The organism is Thioalkalivibrio thiocyanodenitrificans ARhD 1 (assembly GCF_000378965.1).
Lineage (GTDB): Bacteria > Pseudomonadota > Gammaproteobacteria > Ectothiorhodospirales > Ectothiorhodospiraceae > Thioalkalivibrio_A > Thioalkalivibrio_A thiocyanodenitrificans.
Genome location: NZ_KB900536.1, coordinates 3,134,990 through 3,154,838, shown reverse-complemented (window position 1 = coordinate 3,154,838; position 19,849 = coordinate 3,134,990). Strand labels below are relative to the sequence as shown.

General features: G+C 66.8%; 19 protein-coding genes. 12 read left to right on the top strand and 7 right to left on the bottom strand.

The genetic code is table 11. The annotated features are described in order from the left end of the window. Positions 1-476: 476 nt before the first annotated feature. Entirely contained in the window at positions 477-1,715 is a 1,239-nt protein-coding gene (locus tag THITHI_RS0114945; protein ID WP_018233916.1) for a multidrug effflux MFS transporter, read from the top strand. A 132-nt stretch (positions 1,716-1,847) separates the two neighbouring features. Here THITHI_RS0114945 and THITHI_RS0114940 read toward each other — a convergent pair whose 3' ends face one another. Beyond that, positions 1,848-2,273, bottom strand: a complete 426-nt coding sequence (locus THITHI_RS0114940) for a DUF488 domain-containing protein (RefSeq protein ID WP_018233915.1) — start codon at positions 2,271-2,273, stop codon at positions 1,848-1,850. Then, positions 2,270-2,875, bottom strand: a complete 606-nt coding sequence (locus THITHI_RS0114935; RefSeq protein ID WP_232199432.1) for a TetR/AcrR family transcriptional regulator — start codon at positions 2,873-2,875, stop codon at positions 2,270-2,272. The genes THITHI_RS0114940 and THITHI_RS0114935 overlap by 4 nt, the downstream gene beginning before the upstream one ends. A 153-nt stretch (positions 2,876-3,028) precedes the next feature. Here THITHI_RS0114935 and THITHI_RS0114930 point away from each other — a divergent pair, with 153 nt between their 5' ends. From THITHI_RS0114930 to THITHI_RS0114905, 6 genes are all read left to right on the top strand, one after another. Then, positions 3,029-3,820 carry an oxygen-binding di-iron domain-containing protein gene (locus tag THITHI_RS0114930; protein WP_018233913.1) on the top strand — a complete coding sequence of 264 codons (792 nt, stop codon included), beginning with the start codon at positions 3,029-3,031 and terminating at the stop codon, positions 3,818-3,820. A 293-nt stretch (positions 3,821-4,113) separates the two neighbouring features. Beyond that, positions 4,114-5,085: an ATP-grasp domain-containing protein gene (locus THITHI_RS19255; protein WP_018233912.1), complete on the top strand. Its 972-nt coding sequence runs from the start codon at positions 4,114-4,116 to the stop codon at positions 5,083-5,085. Further along, on the top strand, positions 5,082-6,524 hold the full coding sequence (locus THITHI_RS0114920) for a TldD/PmbA family protein (RefSeq protein ID WP_018233911.1): 1,443 nt from the start codon (positions 5,082-5,084) through the stop codon (positions 6,522-6,524). Before THITHI_RS19255 ends, THITHI_RS0114920 begins: the two co-directional genes overlap by 4 nt. Beyond that, complete coding sequence (locus THITHI_RS0114915; protein ID WP_018233910.1) at positions 6,517-7,842, top strand: metallopeptidase TldD-related protein; 1,326 nt, start codon at positions 6,517-6,519, stop codon at positions 7,840-7,842. Before THITHI_RS0114920 ends, THITHI_RS0114915 begins: the two co-directional genes overlap by 8 nt. A 315-nt stretch (positions 7,843-8,157) precedes the next feature. Next, complete coding sequence (locus THITHI_RS0114910; protein ID WP_018233909.1) at positions 8,158-9,351, top strand: NnrS family protein; 1,194 nt, start codon at positions 8,158-8,160, stop codon at positions 9,349-9,351. A gap of 121 nt (positions 9,352-9,472) precedes the next feature. Beyond that, a complete protein-coding gene (locus tag THITHI_RS0114905) occupies positions 9,473-11,650 on the top strand; it encodes a putative bifunctional diguanylate cyclase/phosphodiesterase (protein ID WP_083908753.1) in 2,178 nt (725 codons plus the stop codon). 269 nt (positions 11,651-11,919) lie between these two features. Here THITHI_RS0114905 and THITHI_RS0114900 read toward each other — a convergent pair whose 3' ends face one another. Then, positions 11,920-12,255 (bottom strand): 4a-hydroxytetrahydrobiopterin dehydratase, encoded by a 336-nt coding sequence (locus tag THITHI_RS0114900; RefSeq protein ID WP_026186391.1) that lies wholly within the window; start codon positions 12,253-12,255, stop codon positions 11,920-11,922. A gap of 241 nt (positions 12,256-12,496) precedes the next feature. Between THITHI_RS0114900 and THITHI_RS19250 the strand changes: the two genes are divergently transcribed. Next, entirely contained in the window at positions 12,497-12,805 is a 309-nt protein-coding gene (locus tag THITHI_RS19250; RefSeq protein WP_018233906.1) for a hypothetical protein, read from the top strand. A gap of 124 nt (positions 12,806-12,929) precedes the next feature. Then, positions 12,930-13,850: a DUF1028 domain-containing protein gene (locus THITHI_RS0114890; RefSeq protein WP_232199431.1), complete on the top strand. Its 921-nt coding sequence runs from the start codon at positions 12,930-12,932 to the stop codon at positions 13,848-13,850. Between the two features lie 36 nt (positions 13,851-13,886). Here the strand turns inward: THITHI_RS0114890 and THITHI_RS0114885 are convergent, their stop codons facing one another. Then, positions 13,887-14,810 carry a LysR family transcriptional regulator gene (locus tag THITHI_RS0114885; RefSeq protein ID WP_018233904.1) on the bottom strand — a complete coding sequence of 308 codons (924 nt, stop codon included), beginning with the start codon at positions 14,808-14,810 and terminating at the stop codon, positions 13,887-13,889. A gap of 143 nt (positions 14,811-14,953) precedes the next feature. Between THITHI_RS0114885 and THITHI_RS19245 the strand changes: the two genes are divergently transcribed. Both THITHI_RS19245 and THITHI_RS20345 read left to right on the top strand, forming a co-directional pair. Beyond that, positions 14,954-15,190, top strand: coding sequence for a hypothetical protein (locus THITHI_RS19245; protein WP_018233903.1), 237 nt, complete (start codon positions 14,954-14,956; stop codon positions 15,188-15,190). A gap of 11 nt (positions 15,191-15,201) precedes the next feature. After that, a complete protein-coding gene (locus tag THITHI_RS20345; protein ID WP_018233902.1) occupies positions 15,202-17,226 on the top strand; it encodes a TSUP family transporter in 2,025 nt (674 codons plus the stop codon). On the opposite strand, the gene THITHI_RS0114870 is transcribed toward THITHI_RS20345, so the two are convergent. Then, entirely contained in the window at positions 17,179-18,069 is an 891-nt protein-coding gene (locus THITHI_RS0114870) for a sulfite exporter TauE/SafE family protein (RefSeq protein WP_018233901.1), read from the bottom strand. The genes THITHI_RS20345 and THITHI_RS0114870 overlap by 48 nt on opposite strands. A gap of 96 nt (positions 18,070-18,165) precedes the next feature. Further along, positions 18,166-18,348 carry a carbonic anhydrase gene (locus THITHI_RS20865; RefSeq protein WP_018233900.1) on the bottom strand — a complete coding sequence of 61 codons (183 nt, stop codon included), beginning with the start codon at positions 18,346-18,348 and terminating at the stop codon, positions 18,166-18,168. Positions 18,349-18,582: 234 nt separating this feature from the next. Between THITHI_RS20865 and THITHI_RS0114860 the strand changes: the two genes are divergently transcribed. Beyond that, entirely contained in the window at positions 18,583-19,410 is an 828-nt protein-coding gene (locus tag THITHI_RS0114860) for a class I SAM-dependent methyltransferase (protein WP_198005619.1), read from the top strand. 4 nt (positions 19,411-19,414) lie between these two features. On the opposite strand, the gene THITHI_RS0114855 is transcribed toward THITHI_RS0114860, so the two are convergent. Beyond that, on the bottom strand, positions 19,415-19,597 hold the full coding sequence (locus THITHI_RS0114855) for a DUF1289 domain-containing protein (RefSeq protein WP_018233898.1): 183 nt from the start codon (positions 19,595-19,597) through the stop codon (positions 19,415-19,417). Between the last annotated feature and the right edge of the window lie 252 nt (positions 19,598-19,849).

Here is a 19,849-nt window from a genome sequence, read left to right as displayed (position 1 = left end):
GCCGGCGATCCGCGGCGTGCCCGATCGCGCCACGGCCACAGAGTGCGCATTCAAGGATTGCAGGTGCTTGCAACATGCAAAGACGCAGGGACCAACCCGGGGTCATGCCAACGGCCGGGTGCCGGCGGCGGGCTGAAGTACACGGGCCGCGCGAATGCCGGGACCCTGAAACAGGACAGGCGCGCGCGACCGGAAACAGATCATCCCCGAACAGGGGTGTCGTATCAATGCCAGGCGAGATCGAGGCCCGCGTGAGACTGCCGGTTCGGCCACCCGGACAAGGTACACGGGTTGCCCGGGATCAATGGGCCGATTCTATGCCGGCGCTCCGGCAATCGCTCAACGCTATACCTGCCGGAGCTCCGGTTACTGGCGCCGGATCGGCCTTGTCGGCATCATGACGGGCACCCAGCAAGCGTGCGAGCGGCCGGCGACACAGGGCGGCGCCCTTGCGCCCTGACCCGGCGAAATGCTGCATGATGTCCCCACGACTGATCGTCCTCATCCTGTCCCTGCTGCTCGGCATCCAGCCGATCACCACCGACCTCTACCTCCCGGCCCTGCCGACCATGACCGCGGAACTGGATGCCCCCGTGGCGCTGGGTCAGCTGACACTGGGCGCGATGCTGCTCGCCTTTGGCGCTTCACAGCTCATCTGGGGGCCGCTGTCGGATCGCTTCGGGCGCCGTCCGGTGCTGCTGGTCGGCCTGTCCCTCTACACCCTGGCCGCCCTGGCCAGCACGTTCGCCGACACGATGATGCAGCTGGTCGTCTGGCGCGCCGTGCAGGGAGCGGCCATGGGGGCGTCGGTGATGTGCGCCCGGGCCATCGTGCGCGACCTGTATACCCCGGAGGTCGCGGCGCGGGTGATGAGCAAGGGTTTCTCCGGGCTGGGGGTCATCGCCTGCCTGAGCGCACCGCTGGGCGGCCTTTTGACCGACGCGTTCGGGTGGCGGGCGAGCCTGCTGATGCTGGCGGTGTTCGGCGCCCTGACCCTGGCGCTGCTGGTGCTGCGCTTCGAGGAGACGGTGCGCGAGCCCAACCCGCGCGCCCTGCAGCCGACCATGCTGGTCAAAATCTGGGGCCACATCCTTTCCAGGCATGCCTTCTGGTCCTTCGCGCTGCTGGCGGCGGCCACCTATGGCGGACTGTTCACCTTCCTGGCGGCATCCCCGTTTGTGCTCATCGAGATCCACGGGGTGCCGCGCACCGCTTACGGCTTCTGGATGGCCTCCATGTCGGCCGCCTACCTGTTCGGCACCTTCATGTGCCGGCGCCTGCTGATCCGGTTCGGCGTCCGGCAGACCGTGGCCATCGGGGGACTGTTCTCGCTGGCAGGCGGCACATCGTTCGGGGTGCTGGCGCTCGCCGGGGTGCATGGGATCTGGGCAATCATGGTGCCGCAGTACCTCTTCATGCTCGGCCACGGCGTGCACCAGCCCTGCGGGCAAAGCGGCGCAGTGGCGCCGTTCCCCTACGCCGCAGGCGCGGCCTCGGCGCTTTGCGGATTCCTGATGATGCTGGCAGCCTTCGCCATGGGCCTGTGGCTGGGCGCGGCGATGGACGGCACGCCCTTTCCGATGACCAACGGCATGTGGTTCTGGGGCGTGGCGACTGCCGCGGTGGCGTGGCTGCTGGTGTGGCGAACCGAGGAGGTGCGTCTGCCCGATGAGCAACGCGTACAGGCACCGCGGGAGACCGGCGCCGACGGATGACCAGGGGCCGCGGGGGGTGCCGCGCCGATCCCCGCCCACCGCGGAAGGCGCCTTGACGGCGGAACACGGGGGTCGGGGTTGACCGCGCGGATGCGCAGCCAGGCCGCGCTTCCATGGCGACACCCTCCGGGATCAGGTGTGACCGTGATCCGGCGGGGCATAGCACACGGGAGATGCGGGTTCATCGACGCGCGCCTCTTCCGCAAGCTCCTCCCGCAGCACTTCGAGCAGCACAACCGCATTGTTGCGGTCGCCGTCCCGAGCGGCGTATAGCAGGGTCACCGGGCCGCGCCGGCAGTGCGCCATCAGTTCGCGCAGGCGATCCGGCCGGCCGGCCAGTTCGTCCCGGTAGCGGGCACGGAATTCCGTCCAGCGTGCCGGATCGTGGCCGAACCAGCGGCGCAGCTCGTGGGACGGCGCGATCTCCCGCAGCCACAGGTCCACGGCTGCATCGGCCTTGCGCAGGCCGCGCGGCCAGAGCCGGTCCACCAGCACGCGCAGACCGTCTTCAGCCTGCGGTTCGGCATGGACCCGCCGCAGGGAGATCCGGCCGGTCATCGCAACGACCGCCCGCCTGTGATGCCCGCGAGCCATTCCATCACCAGCCCGGCCTTGGACGCATCGTCGCGCCCCCGTGTCGCCAGTGCCTCCCAGGTGTGAAAACGCAGCGCCAGCGCCAGGGTATCCGCCACGCGGGCGCGGCGCGCGCCGCGCAGTCCCCAGCCCCGCAAGAGGGCCTGGAGATAATCTTCCAGCCCGGCCTCGAAACCGGCCATGGGTTCCTGAAGGGCCGGTACTTCCTCCATGTCCCGGTAGGAGACCGCCCACATGCGCCGGGTTCTCCGGTAATACCCGTAGAGCGCCTCCAGCCCCCGCCGCGTGCGCGCGGCCGGATCGGCGATCCCCTCGAGGAATGCCGCGTCCGGCGGCGGGTTGCGCTCCAGCCAGGTCGACGTGCAGGCCTCGAACAGGCTCGCGTCGTCCGGGAAATGCCGGTACACCGTCAGCCGCTGCACACCCGCCCGCTCGGCGACGGCGCTCACGGTGGCGTTGCGCGGCCCCAGTTCCCGGTGCACATCGATGATGGCATCGACGATGCGCGCCCGCGTGTCCTCCTTCGCCTCGGCGCGCTTCCTGAGCGTGTATCTGCGTTTCTCCATATCGGTGATCATAGATGTTTATCCAAATATTGACAAGCGGCTGCACCGGGACTATCTTCCATACGCAGTGAACATATGTGTTCACTGAAAAAAAAAGCCTGCCGACCAGGTGAAAGCCGCCCTGTTCAACCCACCCCGGGGAGAAGCATCCCAATGATCGAACAACCCTTGATCAGCACCACCTCCGTCAACCCCGACGTGGACGCCCTGGGCACCTGGCTGCCGGTGCCCGGCTTCGGCGTGCTACCCGTCAACGCCTTCGTGATCCGAGCCGCCCGGCCGGTGCTGGTGGACACGGGCAACGCGGCCCTCGGGGCCGCGTTTCTCCGTGCGCTGGAACAATCCATCGACCCGGCGCGGCTCGACTGGATCTGGCTGACCCATCCGGACCCGGACCACGTGGGCAATCTGGCCTCGGTATTGGAGCGGGCACCCCGGGCACGGGTCGTCACGACCTTCCTCGGCATGGCCAAGATGGGCCTCCTGGGGCTGCCGGTGGACCGGATCCACCTGCTCAACCCCGGGCAGTCGCTGGATGCAGGCGACCGCAGACTGCTGGCCGTGACGCCCCCAGTGTTCGATGCGCCGGAATCCACCGGCCTGTTCGATCCGACCACGGGCACGCTGTTCAGCGCCGATTGTTTCGGCGCCCTCCTTCCGGCGGCGGCCGTGCACGCGGCAGACGTGGATCCGGAAACGCTCCGCACGGGCATGACAGGCTGGGCGACAGTCGATGCCCCGTGGTTGCATCGGGTCGATCGCGCCCGGTTCCGGGAGAGCCTGCAGGCCGTGGCCGATCTGCAGCCGAAGGCGGTGCTGAGCAGCCACCTGCCGCCCGCCGAGGGCATGACCGACACGCTGCTGGACAACCTCGCCAAGGCCCCCGACGCGGCGCCGTTTATTGGGCCGGACCAGGCCGCCCTGGAGCGGATGATGGCGGCCTGAGAGGGCGTGCCGCAACATGTGCATAAGGGAGTCGACTCAAGCAAGGGAACATCGAACACGGCCGGATCCGGAGGGGACTTGCGTTGCAGCCGGGTGGACGTGCAAGGCTCGAACAGAGTCTCATCGTCCGGCAAATGGCGCTACACGGTGAGGCGCTGCACACCCGCCTTCCGGGCCGGGACCGGTCCCGCATTTCATGACCCGCCAATGCGACCCGGGGACGGATCGCGCTACACTGGTTGGAGAGCACACATCGAGCCGCTGCCGGTCGACCCGGCGGCGTACACTCAGGCATGGGAAACAGCCCACCGGATCACCATCGGGACCTCGATCTCCTCAATCCCTACGCACGCATCATTGTCGATGAGGCGCTTCGGCGCGGCATTACCTTCAGGCTGCTGGATCCGGAGGCCGGGTATTTCTGCCTCACCCACGGCGGACGGTCCATTGTGTGCCTGGAGTCGCTCAGCGAGTTGACAAGCGCCATCGCCATGTCCCTATGCGATGACAAGAGCGCGACACTCCGCCTGCTGCGCAGAGCAGGCCTGCGGGTCCCCGAACAGGTGCGTGCGGGCGATGAGGAGGCCAATCGGGCATTCCTGGAGCGTCACGGACGTATCGTGGTCAAGCCGCTGCGCGGTGAACAGGGTGCCGGGGTGAGTGTGAACATCCACGACGCCGACGAGATGGACATGGCCGTGCGTGATGCGCGCCGCTTCGCCGACACTGTGCTGCTGGAGGAGCATGTGGACGGCGAGGACCTGCGCATTCTTGTGATCGGTGACGAGGTCGTGGCCGCGGCAGTGCGCCGTGCACCAACCATCGTGGGCAACGGCCACGACGATATCCGCACCCTCATCAAGGTCCGCAGCCGGGAACGCGAACAGGAGACTGGGGGTGAGAGCCGCATCCCCCTGGATCACGAAACCGAACGCTGCGTGCACGATGCCGGTTTCGGTCTGGACCATGTGCTGGAGGCCGGCGTGGAACTGGTGGTGCGCGATACCTACAATCTGCACAAGGGCGCTACCATCCACGATGTCACCCACCTGCTGCATCCGCATATCGCCGGCATGGCCCTGGAGGCCGCCCGGCTCATCGACATCCCCGTCATGGGTCTCGACCTGCTCATGCCTGACGTGCGTGGCGAGGACTACGTGATCATCGAGGCCAACGAGCGTCCGGGCCTTGCCAACCACGCACCGCGGCCTACGGCCCAACGCTTTATCGACCTGCTGTTTCCCGATACCGTGCAGGGACCATGACCATGCAGTGGAAACGTGTACTGGAGGACTTCAAGGCGATCGTGCCTTCGGTCGGGTTCTGGTCGTTGCGGCTTGTTCGCGAACATGCCCGGGGACTGACCGTACGCGAAGGCGTCCTCCAGCCCCCCACCGAGGATCTGGACCAGGGGGCGCACATCACGCTCGTGGACGGCCGCGCCTCGGCCTATGCGGCCACCAGCGAACTGAGCCGTGCCGGGCTGGAGGCGGCCTGCCACCGGGCACTGCAGTGGCTGGAGGTTAACCGTCGTCACGCCCTGTTTGATGCCGGCCGCATGCCCCGCCCGCGGCACTCCGGGCGATACGGCTCCGCCGTCGACACGCCCTGGGAAGCCTGGCCGCTGGACGACAAGATCCGGATGCTCGTGGACATCAACCGCGCACTCAGGATCCACGACGCCATCGTGGACTGGCTGGCCCGGCTGGACCACCGCCATGTGCAGACTCATCTCTACACGAGCGATGGCGTGGTCATCGAGCAGGACTTTCACTACCTCGTCCCCGGCTATGCCGCCGTGGCAAACCGCGGCGCACAGACCCAGATGCGCACCGGCGGCGGCTGGGGCGCGGCCACGCAGGGCGGCCTGGAACGTCTGCCGGCCTATGGGTTCCCGGACGACGCCACACGCGTCGCCGAGGAGGCCCTGGCGCTGCTGGATGCCCCCGAATGCCCCGACACCCGGGCGGACCTGCTGCTCATGCCGAGCCAGATGACGCTGCAGATCCATGAAAGCATCGGTCATCCCCTGGAGCTCGATCGCATCCTGGGCGACGAGCGCAACTTCGCCGGTGCGAGTTTCGTGAGCCCGGACATGTTCGGCAATTATCGTTACGGTTCTTCGCTGCTCAATGTCACCCATGACCCCGCCGTACCCGGGGAGGTGGCCAACTACGGCTTCGACGACGAGGGTACCCGAGCCGAACGCGTCTACCTCATCCGCGAAGGCATCCTTGAGCGCCCCTTGGGCAGCGCGGCCTCAGGCGTACGCGCGGGGCTGCCGGGGTTGGCCAACGCCCGCGCCTGTGCCTGGAACCGCCCGCCTATTGACCGAATGGCCAACCTCAACATCGAACCGGGCAACTCCACGTTCGATGAGCTCGTCGCCAAGGTGGAGTATGGCGTGCTGATGGATACCAACCGTTCCTGGTCCATCGACGACCATCGCAACAAGTTCCAGTTCGGTTGCGAAGTCGGCCGGCTGATCCAGGACGGCGAACTCAGGGGGCTGGTACGCAACCCCAATTACCGGGGCATCTCCGCCGAATTCTGGCGTAACCTGGCCGGCGTCGGTGGCCCGGATACCCGGGAGGTCTGGGGAACGCCCTACTGCGGCAAGGGCGAGCCCAACCAGATGATTCAGGTGGGCCACGCCTCACCGCCCTGCCTGTTCCGCGACGTGGAGGTGTTCGGCGGTGACTGATCCGGAAACCGCGTTCCGGGAACTGGCCCCGCAGGTCTTCGATCGCCTGGAGGACGACGAGGTTGGCCTGCTCAACCTGGAGGGCGAGGATACCGATTTCGTGCGCTTCAATTGCGGCCGGCTGCGCCAGGCCGGGCATGTCCGCCAGCGGCGGCTGCGCCTGGACCTGATCGTGGGTGCACGGCACGCCCGCGCTAGCCTTGAACTGACCGGCGACCCCGGCATGGATCTGCGGGAGGTCACCACCCTGCTCGATCGCTTGCGCGATCACCTGTCGCACCTGCCCGAGGACCCGCATCTGCTTTATGCCACGCAAGCGGTGAATACCGGTCATCGGGGCGAGAACCGCCTCCCGGATTCACGCGAGGCGGTGGAAGGCCTGCTCGATGCCGCCACCGGACTGGACCTGGTAGGGGTATGGACCGGAGGGCGCATGGTGCACGGTTTCGCCAACTCCCTGGGGCAGTTCAACTGGCACAGCGACCACAGCTTCAACCTGGACTGGAGCGTACACGGGGGCAAGGACCAGGCGGTCAAGCAAGGCTACGCGGGGTTTGAGTACACCCCGGATCACGTGGCACGCCAATTGGACTACGCACGCGATACCCTGGCTCTCCTGGCGCGTAGGCCCAGGACCCTGGAGCCGGGGCGTTACCGGGTCTTTCTCGCGCCTGCGGCCCTGCAGGAATTGATGAACGTGCTCGCCTGGGGCGGGTTCGGGCTGAAGAGCCACCGCACGGCGCAGACACCTTTACTGCGCATGGTTCGCGAGGGGCTGAGTCTGGACTCGCGCGTGGATCTGGCCGAAGACCACGCGGGCGGGCTCACGCCGCGATTCACCATGTCAGGTTTCATAAAGCCCGACCGGGTGGAACTGATCACCACGGGTCGCTACCGGGAGTGCCTGGCAAACCCGCGCAGTGCCCGGGAGTACGGTGCGCGGGTGAACTGCAGCATCGAGCATCCCGAGTCCCTTACCATGCGCGGCGACACGTTGCACCAGGACCATGTGCTGGAGTCCCTGGGCACGGGCCTCTACATCAGCAACCTGTGGTATTGCAACTATTCGGACCGCAACCACTGCCGCATCACCGGGATGACGCGCTTCGCCTGCCTGTGGGTGGAAAAGGGAAGACCCGTGGCCCCCGTGAATGTCATGCGTTTCGATGAAAGCCTCTTCCACGTGCTGGGTGATCGCCTCGAGGCGATCACCGAGGAACGCGAGCACCTGTTCGACACGGCCACTTATGCGCGGCGCTCCCAAGCCAGCGCTCACCTCCCCGGCCTGCTGGTGGACGGCTTCACCTTCACCCTGTAATCCGCACCCCCGTTCGGGCCAGACGCACGCGGAGAAGCCTGTCCACCAGCGTTTTTTGTGGAATTGTGAACCTCTGTGCCCTCTGTGACCTCTGTGGCAAGCATGCTCTGAAAAGCGGTCTTGCCACAGAGGGCACAGAGGGCACAGAGAAGGAAACTGCAGGTGTAGGTCGGCCTGAAGGCCGACCTACAGGCTGGATGGAACCTTGATCCCGGTCATGCGACTATGATGGACCCATAACATGGATCGTATATACATGTTATCAACAACATTGGAATCATTCGATTCCATGGTCCACACCGTCCGGAGAATGACATGCTGACCATCGAGCAACCGGGGGACTACCGCATCTCCCTGCTGCACCTGGGCTTTCGCCCCTTTTTCCTGCTGGCCGGCGTGTTCGCCGCGCTCTCCACCCTGGTGTGGACCTGGGTCTACCATGCGGGTGCCGCCGGGCCGGAACTGCCCCTGCCGCCGACCCTCTGGCATGCCCACGAGATGCTCTACGGCTACACCATGGCCGTGGTGGCGGGCTTTCTGCTCACCGCCGTGCGCAACTGGACGGGCGTGCAGACGCTCAACGGCATGCCGCTGCTGCTGATGGCATTGTGCTGGCTCGCCGCGCGCGCACTGGCGCTGGTCCCGCATGGCGCCGCGGTACCGGCCCTGGCCGTGTTCGACATGGTGTTCGCCCTGGCACTGGTGGCCACCGTGGCACACCCGGTGATCAAGGCGCGCCAGTGGGGCCAGTCGGGGGTGGTCGCCATTCCGCTGCTGCTCGCCCTGGCCCACGGCCTGTTCTACGCGGGAGTGCTCGGTTGGCTCCCCCATGGCGCGCAGATCGGTCTCTATCTGGGGCTTTACCTGATCGTGCTGCTGATCTTCGTCATGGGCCGGCGTGTGGTGCCGTTCTTCATTTCCAAGGGCGTGGATGAACCGGTCACCATTCCCGATCGCCCCTGGCTGGATCAGGCGATCCTGGTGTCCCTGGGGGCGTTCATCATCGTTGAGGTATTCCTGTCGCAGGCCACGCTGTCCGCTGCCCTTGCCCTTGCCGCATGCCTGCTCCAGGTGATGCGCCTGCGCGACTGGCACGTCCGGGGAATCTGGCGCAAGCCCCTGCTCTGGAGCCTCTACCTGGCCTTCGCCTCAATCGCGCTGGGCTTCGCCCTGAAGGCAGCCGCCCTGGTTACGCCGCTGAACCCGTTCCTGGCCACCCACGCACTGGCCTACGGCGGCATCGGCCTGATCACCCTGGGCATGATGTGCCGGGTCAGCCTCGGGCACACGGGCCGCAACGTCTTCGACCCGCCGCCCGCGGTGACCTGGATGCTGGCACTACTGGCGGTGGGCACCGTGGTACGGGTGCTGCTGCCGCTGGCCTGGCCCGGCCACTACATGCTCTGGATCGGCCTCTCGCAGGCCGTCTGGATCCTGGCCTTCGCCCTGTTCGTGTGGACCTACGCGGCCATGCTCATCAAGCCCCGCGTCGACGGGCGCTACGGCTGAGCGATGTCCCGGAAACGCAGGTGGTAACGGAAAGGGCCGGTACCCCGCAAGCCCACGCGGATTGTGTGTGCATCAAGCGCCAGTAACTTAATCCGGCTGCTATTGTCAGAACAATGACTGCATGTCATCGGCACGGTCGATCCCGGGCCAGGTGGGAACGCATCTGATAAATGACCCCGACAGCAGAGATCCGCCCGACACGCGCGCGGCCCCCGCAGGAGCCTTCTCCCCCGACACCGTGATCCAGGCAGCGTTCCTGGCCGGGGATCATCCCGTCCTTCTGGTGGATGCCCGCTCACGTACCATCCTTGCCTGCAATGCGGCCACCGAACGCGTGTTCGGCTATCCGTCCTATGACCTGCTGGGCAAGAGCACACGCATCCTGCACGTAAGCGATGCGCACTACGAGGAATTCGGCAGGGAAAGCGAACGGGTGCTGCACAACGTACCCGGAAGCTACCACAGCCATTTCTGGTTGCGGCGCCGCGACGGTTCCACGTTCCCGTCCGAACACCTCGTGCAGGTAGTCGACGACCGGGCCGGTGAGCCCCGCGCCGTGATCAGCATCGTGCGGGACGTGTCGGAGTCCGTACATGCGGAGCCCCCACCGCACCCGGGAAAGGCCGGTTTCCACAGCCTCGCCCGGCACCTGCCCGGAATCGTCTTCCAGCATGTGCGCACGAGGGACGGTGCCGCCCGGAACTCCTACCTGTCCGGCAATCTGTTCGAGAATTACGGCATCGACCCGGATGCCATGCAGGCCGATCCCCGCCACTTCTTCGACGCCATCCATCCGGAGGACCGGCCACGTCTGGGTCATGCCATGGACCGTTCCGCCGAAACACTCACGGGCATCGACATCAGGGTAAGACTGCGAATTCCGGACGACGGCCACGTGTGGCTGCATATCATGGCGCAGCCCCACCGGCTCGATGATGGCGCCGTCGTCTGGGACGGGCTCGCCCTGGACGTCACCCGGGAGGTACAGGCCGAGGAGCGCCTTCATCATCTGGCCACCCACGATGCCCTCACCGGCCTGCCCAACCAATTCCAGTTTCTGTCACTCCTGGACCAGATGATGGCCCGCGCCGGCATCGGCAACCGGCGCATCGCCGTGGCGCTCGCCAATCTCGGGCGCATGGTCTACATCAACGAGACCTACGGGTTCGAGGCCGGGGACGAGCTGCTGCGCCAGGCGGGCGCGCGGTTGCTCGAGCACCTGCGCCCGGAAGACCTGACGGGGCGCGGGCACGGCAACACGTTCCTGCTGGCACTGGAGGTGGACGTGGACGATGCAGAACTCTCCGGCACCCTGCGCCGTATCCAGGAGGCATTCGCCCAACCGTTCACCGTCATGAGTGGTGTGCCGATACGTATGGACACCCGTATCGGGCTGGCGCTCTTCCCGACGGACGGGAGTACCGGCGAAGGGCTGCTGCGCGCATCCGGAATCGCTCTGGACCGGGCCAAGCGCCACCCCGACCGCAACTACGAGTTCTATGCGGAGGAACAGGGGCGCGAGCTGCGCCGCCGCATCCGGCAGGAGCAGGCCCTGGACAATGCCATCAAGGCCGGGGAGTTTGTTCCCTGGTACCAGCCCCAGGTATCGCTTGTCGACGGTTCGCTGATCGGCCTCGAGGCGCTGGCACGCCGGCCTGGACCGAGCGGGGAACTCACTGCCCCGGCGCAGTTCATTCAGCTGGCGGAGGAGACCGGCCTGATCATCCCGCTGGGGGAGCTGATCCTGGACCGCGTGCTGGCCCAGATCCGGGAGTGGACAGGGACGGGCCTCAAGGTCCCGCCCGTCTCCATCAACGTCTCCGCCCGGCAGTTCCGCCAGGCCGGATTCGAATCCGGCCTGCGCGAGCGCCTTGCCGGAACCGGCGTGGACCCCGGGGCGCTGGTGGTGGAGCTGACCGAAAGCAGCCTGCTCGAGAACTATTCGGCGGCCCAGCAGACCATGCGCGCCCTGACGGAACTGGGCGTACACTTCTCCATCGACGATTTCGGCACCGGATTTTCGTCGCTCGGCTACCTGGCGGAGCTGCCTTTCCACATCCTCAAGATCGATCGCAGCTTCAGCTCCACCATCGGGCAGGACGCGCGGCGGCGCGCCATCATCGAATCCCTGATCCTGATGAGCCGGGGACTGGATCTGCTGGTGGTGGCCGAGGGGGTCGAGACCGAGGAGCAGGCGCGCCTGCTCCGGGAAATGGGCTGTCATGCCGCGCAGGGCTACTTCTATGCCCCGGCCCTTCCGGCGGACCGGCTGACCGTCTGGTTGCGCGACAGCCAATGACTGGTTTTCAACGTTTCGAATGGAAAGCCTTCTCCGGCGACGGCAGGATCGCCCATGGGCCTGGAGGCCTACAGGAGGATCAAGGCACCCGCAGGAGCCCGGTCCTCCGGGCGATAGGGGCTTGGCCCGGGCAGGATCGCCCAGGGGCCTGGACGCCTACAGGAGGATCAAGGCACCCGTAGGAGCCCGGTCCTCCGGGCGATAGGGGCTTGGCCCGGGCAGGTTCACCCGGGCAGACGGTCCATGCACGGCCCGGATACGCCGGGGTGTCAGCTCAAAGCGTCCGTCTTCGCCGCCATGATGTAGTCGTTGCGATGCAGGCCCCGGATCTTGTGGGACCACCAGGTCACGGTCACCCGGCCCCACTCGGTGAGAATGGCCGGGTGATGGCCCGCGGATTCGGCCAGTTCGCCCACCTTGTTGGTGAACGCCAGCGCATCGGCGAAATTGTCGAACTTGAACACGCGCTCGAGCTGCCTGATCCCGTCACGTTCCAGAACCTGCCACTCGGGCACCTCCTTGCCCAAAGTCGCCATTTCCTCATCCGTGACCGTCGGCGCGCCGACGCGGCACGCTTCACAACTTTCCGACGTCAGTCCGCTCATGTTCCACCTCCACGGGAGTCGCGTCACAGGGATGCATGGTCAGGCGCATACCTTAACAGCTGCGTCCCCGGGCAAATACCTGCGCGCGCCGGGGTCATTCGGGCTCCGGGGACATGCCACGGCGACGTGGCCGGACACCCCGCCATGCATTGTCCGGCGATTTCAGGCACCCTTGTCCACCTGCCAACCGGATTACGCGCGCAGTGCCGGGCACTGTCGCTGATGACTTCGGGAACACGCAATGAAGAACACCGCCTGGACATGGCGCCTGCCGACCCTCGGATGCCTCGGCCTGCTGGCCCTGGGATGCGGCCCGTCCGGCGACGTGGACGCACTGGACGACGGCACCTTCACCACGTTCGCCCGCGGCTATCATGGAGAAGCGGGCGAACGGGCGCTCGAGCAGGCCGAGGAACATTGCCGGCAGATGGGTCTGGAGATCCTGGTCGACGAGATCGAGTCCAGGGAACTGGACCCCGGCTTCTACCGCGCCACGCTGACATTCCGCTGCGTGGATGAGACCCACCCGGATCTTCAGCAGCCCGAGTAGATTCCGCACAGCCATGCCCAGGGACATCAAGCGCACAGCTCACGACCGGTCCGTCCGGGGCCCCACGGCGGATGGCCGCACCCCGCATGCCCGGCGGCAGGGGAACCCGCCCGGGGACCCGTGCGTGGCCACCTATTCCATCGTCGCCCGCGACCCGGACACGGGGCACCTGGGCGTGGCCGTGCAGTCCCACTATTTCGCCGTGGGCAGCCTCACGCCCCACGCCCTGGCCGGCGCGGGGTCGGTGACCATCCAGTCGTTCGCCAAGCTCTACTACGGAAACGAGGGTCTGCGCCTCATGCGCAAGGGCGCCTCCGCCGGCCAGGCTCTGCGCGCGCTGCTTGCCCGGGATCACCACGCCGATTACCGCCAGGTGGCCATGGTCGATGCCAACGGCGGATCGGCCGCCCACACCGGCAACCTGTGCATCCCGGCGGCCGGGCATCGCCTCGGCGACGGCTACGCCTGCCAGGGGAACCTGCTGCTGAACGAGGGTACCTGGGACGTGATGGCCGAGGCCTTCGAAGACGCGCAGGGCGAGCTGGTCAACCGGATGATCGCGGCCCTGGAGGCCGGCGAGGAGGCCGGCGGCGACCTGCGCGGCAAGCGTTCCGCGGCGGTCATCGTGGTCAACGGCCGGTTCACCGGCGACCCCGCCGAGGACATCGCCTTCGACCTGCGCGTGGAGGACCACGACCGGCCACTCGGGGAACTTCGCCGCCTGATGGTGTTGAAGAAGGCCTTTCATCACAACAGCAGCGGGGACCACTATCTGCGCAACGGCGATTTCGAATCCGCCGTGCGGGAATTCTCCATTGCCGAATCCCTGGCGCCGGACCACGAGGAACTGGTGTTCTGGCGGGCCGTGGCACTGGTGAATGCCGGCCACATGAATGAGGCCGAGCCCATGTTCCGGAAGCTGTTCCGGTCCTCCGACAGCTGGCGGGTCATGGTGGAACGCATCGCCCGATCCCGTTTTCTGCCCGACGACCCCGCAGTGGTGGAATCAATTCTTCGCCTGGCGCCCTCCCGCAGCAGCGGCTGAGACAACTCGGGCCGCGCCTGCCCCGCATTCGGATAATCAGCCGGCGCGGGTCCCCTGACCTTCATCGGCGCGCGCACGCAACAGCCGGATGAAGGCCTCCGCGACAGGGTTGTCCAGATTGGCGCGGGTGCGGGCAATCCACAGCGTGCGCGAGATGTGCAGGCCCTGCACGCGCAGCTGGCGCAACTCACCCTTTTTCAGGGCCTCCTGTACGGCGAAACGGGGCAGAAAACTCAGGTAGCGCCCGCGCCCGAGCATTTCGACAATCGTGTCCGTGGAGCCTACCTCCATGCTCACCGGGACGGTGATCCCCAGCTCGGCCAGCGCCCCGTCCAGGGTGGCCCGCATCGACGACTGCGGTTCGCGCAGCACGAAACGCTGGCGTGTCAGTTCGTCGAGGCCCAGCTGGTCCCTGCCCCACAGGGGGTGGTTCGGGCCGCACACCAGCACCAGTTCGTCGTTCAGCCACTTCTGTACAAGGATGTCCGGATGATCCGGCGCCTGTTCCAGCAGCGCCAGGTCGGCCAGCCCCGTGGCCAGGCGGGTCTGGATGCGCCGCGTGTAGCCCATGCGGCTCTCGATGCGGTACTCGGGATGACGCTCGTCGAACCTCAGCAGCAGCTCCGGCAGCAGGTGCTCGCCGATGGCGAAGGTCACCTCCAGTCGCAGCCGGTCGGCCCCTTCGCGCAGATAGGCGAGATCCTCCAGCAACGCCGACTGGTGGTCCAGCACCAGCCGCGCATAGGCATACACGCGCTCGCCGGCCGGGGTCAGGCCCAGCCGGCGACCCCTGCGCTGCATCAGCGCCATGCCATAGCTGGCCTCCAGGCCGCGCAGGCGCTTGGTGACCGCCGGCTGACCCACGAACAGCGCTCGAGCCGCCTGATCCACGCCGCCGAGTTCGACCACCGCGCGCAGGGTGGCCAGGGCGTTCATGTCCGGAAGGTTTTTATATTCCATATTGGAATGTTAGAGCATTTTATTCATTTGAACAAATGCTTGTTGGCGCAGAAAATAACGTCATCTTCCGATATGCAATTTTCTTCTCTGGAATATTTTAATCGGGAGCGCCGCATCATGCCGCGTCTCCCTGGAGACCCGTCATGCCTGTCGAACGCCGCCGCGCCCTGACCCGCACCCTGCTCTACGGGGGCGCCAGTGCCGCCCTGTACCTGCTGCTTTACCTCTTCCGCGACCCGGTCCTTGAGGCCTCCCGACAGGGGGGCTGGTACTTCCTGGTCCCGATAGGGGTCGCCTTTGCCTTCTCCCTGGTGCATGGCCACTTCACCGGTCACTTCTGGGAGTTGTTCGGCATCCGCGCCAAGACGACGAAGAAGTAAGGGGCGCGGCCATGGAGATCGGATTCATCGAACTGACCCTCGTTAACGTCATATTCCTGTTCCTGGTCGGCTTCGTGGGCGGCCTGGTGAGCGGGTTCATCGGTTCCGGCGGGGCGTTCGTGCTCACGCCCGCGATGATGTCCATGGGCGTTATGGCGGTCATGGCGGTGGCCGCGAACATGTGTCACAAGTTCCCGAAGGCCCTGGTGGGTGCCATCAAGCGGCACCGGTTCGGACAGGTGGACCTCAAGCTCGGGATCGTCATGGGCATCTCCGCCGAGGCCGGTGTGCTCTACGGCGCCGGGCTCCAGCAGAGCATTCGCGAGACCTTCGGCGCCGCGGGGTCCAATCTCTACGTGTCGACGGTGTTCGTGGTGGTACTGGCCATCGTCGGCACCTACGTGCTGCGCGACGCCTGGCGCATGTACCACTCCGGGGATCCCGACAGGGAGAAGATCACCCGCCTGGCCCGGTGGGTGCAGTCCGTACACATCCCCGGCACCATGATGTATTTCAAGTCCATCGATGCCCGCATCTCGGTGCTGTTCACCCTCCCTCTGGGGTTCGCCACCGGCATGCTGGCGGCCACCATTGCGGTGGGCGGATTCATCGGCGTGCCGGCCATGATGTACGTGCTCGGCGTCCCGGGGCTCATGGCCTCTGCCACGGAACTGGTGATCGCCTTCATCATGGGCATGGGGGGGTCGATCAAGTTCGCCTGGAGCGGACTGGTGGACATCCGCCTGGCGATGATCCTCCTGGCCGGCTCCCTGTTCGGCATCCAGCTGGGCGCCATCGGCACCACCTACGTCAAGCCCTACATGGTCAAGATCGTCATGGGCGTGATCATGATCCTGGCACTTGCCAGCCGCGCGCTCATGATCCCGGTCTATCTCTCGGATCTGGGCAGAATCGATCCGCTGCGGGACACCACGGCCCGCATGCTCGGCGATATCAGTTTCGCCATGCTGATCCTCGCCCTCACCGTGGGCGCGGGCATCGTGTTCGCCGCACTGATCAGGGGGATCCGTGCCCATCATGCAAAGCTGGCCGCCATCGACGCCCCGGTCGGCACCTTCACACCGCCGGAACCCGCCGAAGCGGTTGCGTTCCCCCCGGCGGGCCGCCTCAAGCGCATCATGCTGGTCACCGACGGCTCCGAGTACAGTGAGAGCGCCGTCGGCCAGGCCATCGACATGGCCAGGCGCTGCGATGCCGGGTTGTTCGCCTTCACCGTACTGCCGACGCCTTTCTACGCCAGCCCCTTCGGGGATCCCCTGCACAAGGAGGAAAAACGCCAGGCGGTCGAGCGCCTGATGAAGGTGCGTGCCCGTGCACACGCCGCGGGTCTTGAGTGCGAGATCCTGCTGGGCCACGGAGAAGACCCCTGGCTGGAGATCATCGAGCAGGCCGAACAGAGCGCCATGGACCTGATCGTCATGGGCCGGCGCGACCAGGACGATGTGCTGCGCTCGATGCTCGGCAGCACCACCGGGAAGGTCATCGGCCGCACCCGAAGCAATGTGCTGGTCGTGCCGCGCGGCACGCACTGTGCCGGCAAGCGCCTGATCCTGCCCGTGGACGGATCCGGCCACAGCGACGCTGCCGCGCTCGCCGCGCTGACCCTGGTGCAGCGCTGCCCGATGCCGATCACCATCGTATCGGTTGCCGGTGACAACACCGGGCTTCCGGAAGCGCGCGCCATCGCCGAACGGATCCGCATGCGCATGCACGAAGCACCTCGGCCTGTCGAGATCGTGGTACGGTCAGGCATCCCCGACCGGGTCATCATCGATTGCGCCCGGAACCGCCAGGCCGACCTCATCGTCATGGGCAGCCACGGCCGCACCGGCGTCGACCGGCTGCTCATGGGCAGCGTGACCGAAAAGGTCATCGGACAGAGCCAGTGGCCGGTGCTGGTGGTGAAACCGGGGCAGACCGCGTTGTCCGCCCGGATGTCGGCGCCCTTGTCCGCGGGACAGTCCCGCTCAGACGCCGCCCGGCCACAGATACCACGCCCCCAGGGCGCCCAGTAGCAGCCCCAGTCCCAGCCTCAGCAATGCCTGCGGCATGTGCTTCTGGGTTGCCGCACCCGCATACATGCCCACCAGCCCCCCCACTCCGAAGAGACTGCCCAGCAGCCAGTCGGGCGCGGCGCCACCCCCGCCCGGCACGGGCAGCAGGGAGTACACGGCGATCCCGATCACCGAAGTCGCAAACGTCCCCGCCAGGGCGGCACCGGCCACCACGGCCACCGGAAGCCTGAACACGGCGATGCAGAATGGCGCAATGATCGCGCCGCCGCCGATGCCGTAGGTGCCGCCGACGATGCCCACCACAAACGCAAGGGCCAGCATGGCCGGCACCGGGAAGCCGCACACTTGACCATCCTGGCGAAACTCCATTCGCCGCCAGTCGTGGCGGGCGAGATGCACCGTTCCCGAGCCGGTCCACTGCGGGGCCCTTTTCCGATTCGCCCAGGGTGCAAACTCCGAGAGCAGCCGCCACGCCAGGAGCAGCAGAACGACCCCGACAAACAGCTTGAAACGTCCCTCGTCCGGGAAGACCAACACCCGAAGATAGAAGCCCAGCACGACCCCCGGCAGCGTGCCGAGGAGGATGATGCCCGCCAGGGGCCAGGCCATGCGCCTGTCCCTGCTGTAACGCCACACCCCCCCAGGCGTGGCGAAAAGATTGAAAACCAGGTTGGTCGCGGAAGCCGACGGTCCTGCGTAACCCAGCACGCTCATCTGAAACGGCATCAACAGAAAGGCACCGGAGACCCCGACCATGGAGGAAAAGAAAGACAGCACAAAGGCCACGAGGGGCGGCAGCCAGAGCGAGGTCTCGACCCCGGAGACCGGGAACTCGATCATCATCAACGGCCGCCCCCGACCCGGTTTATCCGGGCGCTCACCGCCAGCGACATCTTCGCATCATCGGCTTTTCCCGCAGCGACAACTGCCTCATGCCTCTCAGGCATGCTCGTAACCGTTGACCACAACCTCCACCCTGCCCGAAGACAACTCGTACACCAGCCCGTGGACGACCACGTCCCGGGGCATGAACGGCAAGGCCCGGATGTCGGCCACCTCCTGTCGCACCGCGTCGCGTGGATCCTCGAAGGCCTTGAGCCATGCTTCGGGAGAATCACTCATATCTCCTCCTTTCCCGGAACAGGATCGGCGGGACGTCGGACGCGGCATCTCCACCCTTCCGGATGTCGACATGATAGAAGGTGCCATCCTACCGAGCCCCGTGGGGCGGCGAAAGCGGGGCGCTTCGTACCGACGACACCGGCGCCACGAACCGCCGCCCGGCACGACGGCTGCCACTGTCAATCCGGGGATGGCGGCTTTGCGGTGAGTTCGGTGCCGTATAGGATGCAGGCCATGAAACGAGACCCGGAGGACAGTCCCGCGCCGCGTGATCCCGACGCGCATGGACAGCAATGCCTGATCCGCGCCTGGGACGAGGCGGCCGACGGCTACGTGTCCTATTTCGAGCCGCGCTTCCGGCCATGGATCGAGGATGCGGTGGCGGCCTTGCGGGAAGCCTCGCCGGACCCGGGCATAGTGGTGGCGCCCGGTTGCGGCGCCGGGCTCGAGTTGCGCCTGCTCGCCGAGGCCCTGCCCGGACACGACATCCTGGGCCTCGACCCCGCGGCAGGCATGTGCCGCAACGCGGCCCGCCGTATACATGACCTGCCGCGCGTCACGGTACGCCGGGACGACGGCACCCGGACCGACGCCTGGCCGCGGCCCTGCGCGGGCGTGCTCTCCTGCTTCGTCCTGCAACTGCTCCCGCATCCCGAACGGGCGCTCGCGGCCTGGATGCAGGCCCTGGCGCCGGGCGGCGTCCTGAGCGTCGTGTTCTGGCCGGGCGACCTGGAGCCGGAGGGACCGTTCGCCACGGTGCGCCGGATCCTGGAGGCGCGGCTCGCGCCGCGGAACCGCGCCTGGGAGGGAACTGTGCAGGACGCGCTTCGCGCGGCCGGGGGTGACGTGCTGCGTGACGAGACACGGGGGCATGCCATGCGTCACGAAAGTGCCGAGGCATTCTGGGAGGCGATGACCCTTTCCGGCCCGCTGCGCCCGCTGGTGCTGTCACGCGGGGCGCGGTTCGTGGACGATGTCCGGCGGGCCTTCCTGCGGGCCTCGCCGTCCGGAGAGCTCGTGCACGAACCGCGCGCACGGCTCGTGCTTGCGCGCCGCGGGTGACGCCTCAGGTACGCGAGCGGTTGACCTTCTTCAGGCGCTCGCGGGCCCGCTGAACCACCAGCATCTTCTCCTTGCGCTTCATGCCATGCCAGCGCCGGATCTCATCGGTCACGCGCCCGCAGCCGACGCAGATATCCGACTTGAGCTGGCAGATGTCGACGCAGGGGCTTTGAATGTCCTTGGCCAAGGTCCGGTCCTCTTCACAGTGGGCTGACCACCGCCCCACTGCACGGCGTCCGACATACCGGACAGACATCCGGCAGGGATACGGTGCGCAAGGCGATGGCGCGTCATTCTAGCGGGAACTCCACCCCGATCTCCATCCGGCATCCGGGCCTGCACCCGCCGGATCGAAATCGATCGGACGGCCGGCTGCGGCCCGTCCCGCCAGGACCGGGACACGGGCGGGGGTAAGGCCCCGGCCCGTCACTGAACGCCC

What these genes read in the sequence shown, in the direction of transcription:
- THITHI_RS0114945 (WP_018233916.1), top strand. Translation starts at nt 477, where the DNA reads ATGATGTCCCCACGACTGATCGTCCTCATCCTGTCCCTGCTGCTCGGC.
- THITHI_RS0114940 (WP_018233915.1), bottom strand. Translation starts at nt 2,273, where the DNA reads ATGACCGGCCGGATCTCCCTGCGGCGGGTCCATGCCGAACCGCAGGCT.
- THITHI_RS0114935 (WP_232199432.1), bottom strand. Translation starts at nt 2,875, where the DNA reads ATGGAGAAACGCAGATACACGCTCAGGAAGCGCGCCGAGGCGAAGGAG.
- THITHI_RS0114930 (WP_018233913.1), top strand. Translation starts at nt 3,029, where the DNA reads ATGATCGAACAACCCTTGATCAGCACCACCTCCGTCAACCCCGACGTG.
- THITHI_RS19255 (WP_018233912.1), top strand. Translation starts at nt 4,114, where the DNA reads ATGGGAAACAGCCCACCGGATCACCATCGGGACCTCGATCTCCTCAAT.
- THITHI_RS0114920 (WP_018233911.1), top strand. Translation starts at nt 5,082, where the DNA reads ATGACCATGCAGTGGAAACGTGTACTGGAGGACTTCAAGGCGATCGTG.
- THITHI_RS0114910 (WP_018233909.1), top strand. Translation starts at nt 8,158, where the DNA reads ATGCTGACCATCGAGCAACCGGGGGACTACCGCATCTCCCTGCTGCAC.
- THITHI_RS0114905 (WP_083908753.1), top strand. Translation starts at nt 9,473, where the DNA reads ATGTCATCGGCACGGTCGATCCCGGGCCAGGTGGGAACGCATCTGATA.
- THITHI_RS0114900 (WP_026186391.1), bottom strand. Translation starts at nt 12,255, where the DNA reads ATGAGCGGACTGACGTCGGAAAGTTGTGAAGCGTGCCGCGTCGGCGCG.
- THITHI_RS19250 (WP_018233906.1), top strand. Translation starts at nt 12,497, where the DNA reads ATGAAGAACACCGCCTGGACATGGCGCCTGCCGACCCTCGGATGCCTC.
- THITHI_RS0114885 (WP_018233904.1), bottom strand. Translation starts at nt 14,810, where the DNA reads ATGGAATATAAAAACCTTCCGGACATGAACGCCCTGGCCACCCTGCGC.
- THITHI_RS19245 (WP_018233903.1), top strand. Translation starts at nt 14,954, where the DNA reads ATGCCTGTCGAACGCCGCCGCGCCCTGACCCGCACCCTGCTCTACGGG.
- THITHI_RS20345 (WP_018233902.1), top strand. Translation starts at nt 15,202, where the DNA reads ATGGAGATCGGATTCATCGAACTGACCCTCGTTAACGTCATATTCCTG.
- THITHI_RS0114870 (WP_018233901.1), bottom strand. Translation starts at nt 18,069, where the DNA reads ATGATGATCGAGTTCCCGGTCTCCGGGGTCGAGACCTCGCTCTGGCTG.
- THITHI_RS20865 (WP_018233900.1), bottom strand. Translation starts at nt 18,348, where the DNA reads ATGAGTGATTCTCCCGAAGCATGGCTCAAGGCCTTCGAGGATCCACGC.
- THITHI_RS0114860 (WP_198005619.1), top strand. Translation starts at nt 18,583, where the DNA reads ATGAAACGAGACCCGGAGGACAGTCCCGCGCCGCGTGATCCCGACGCG.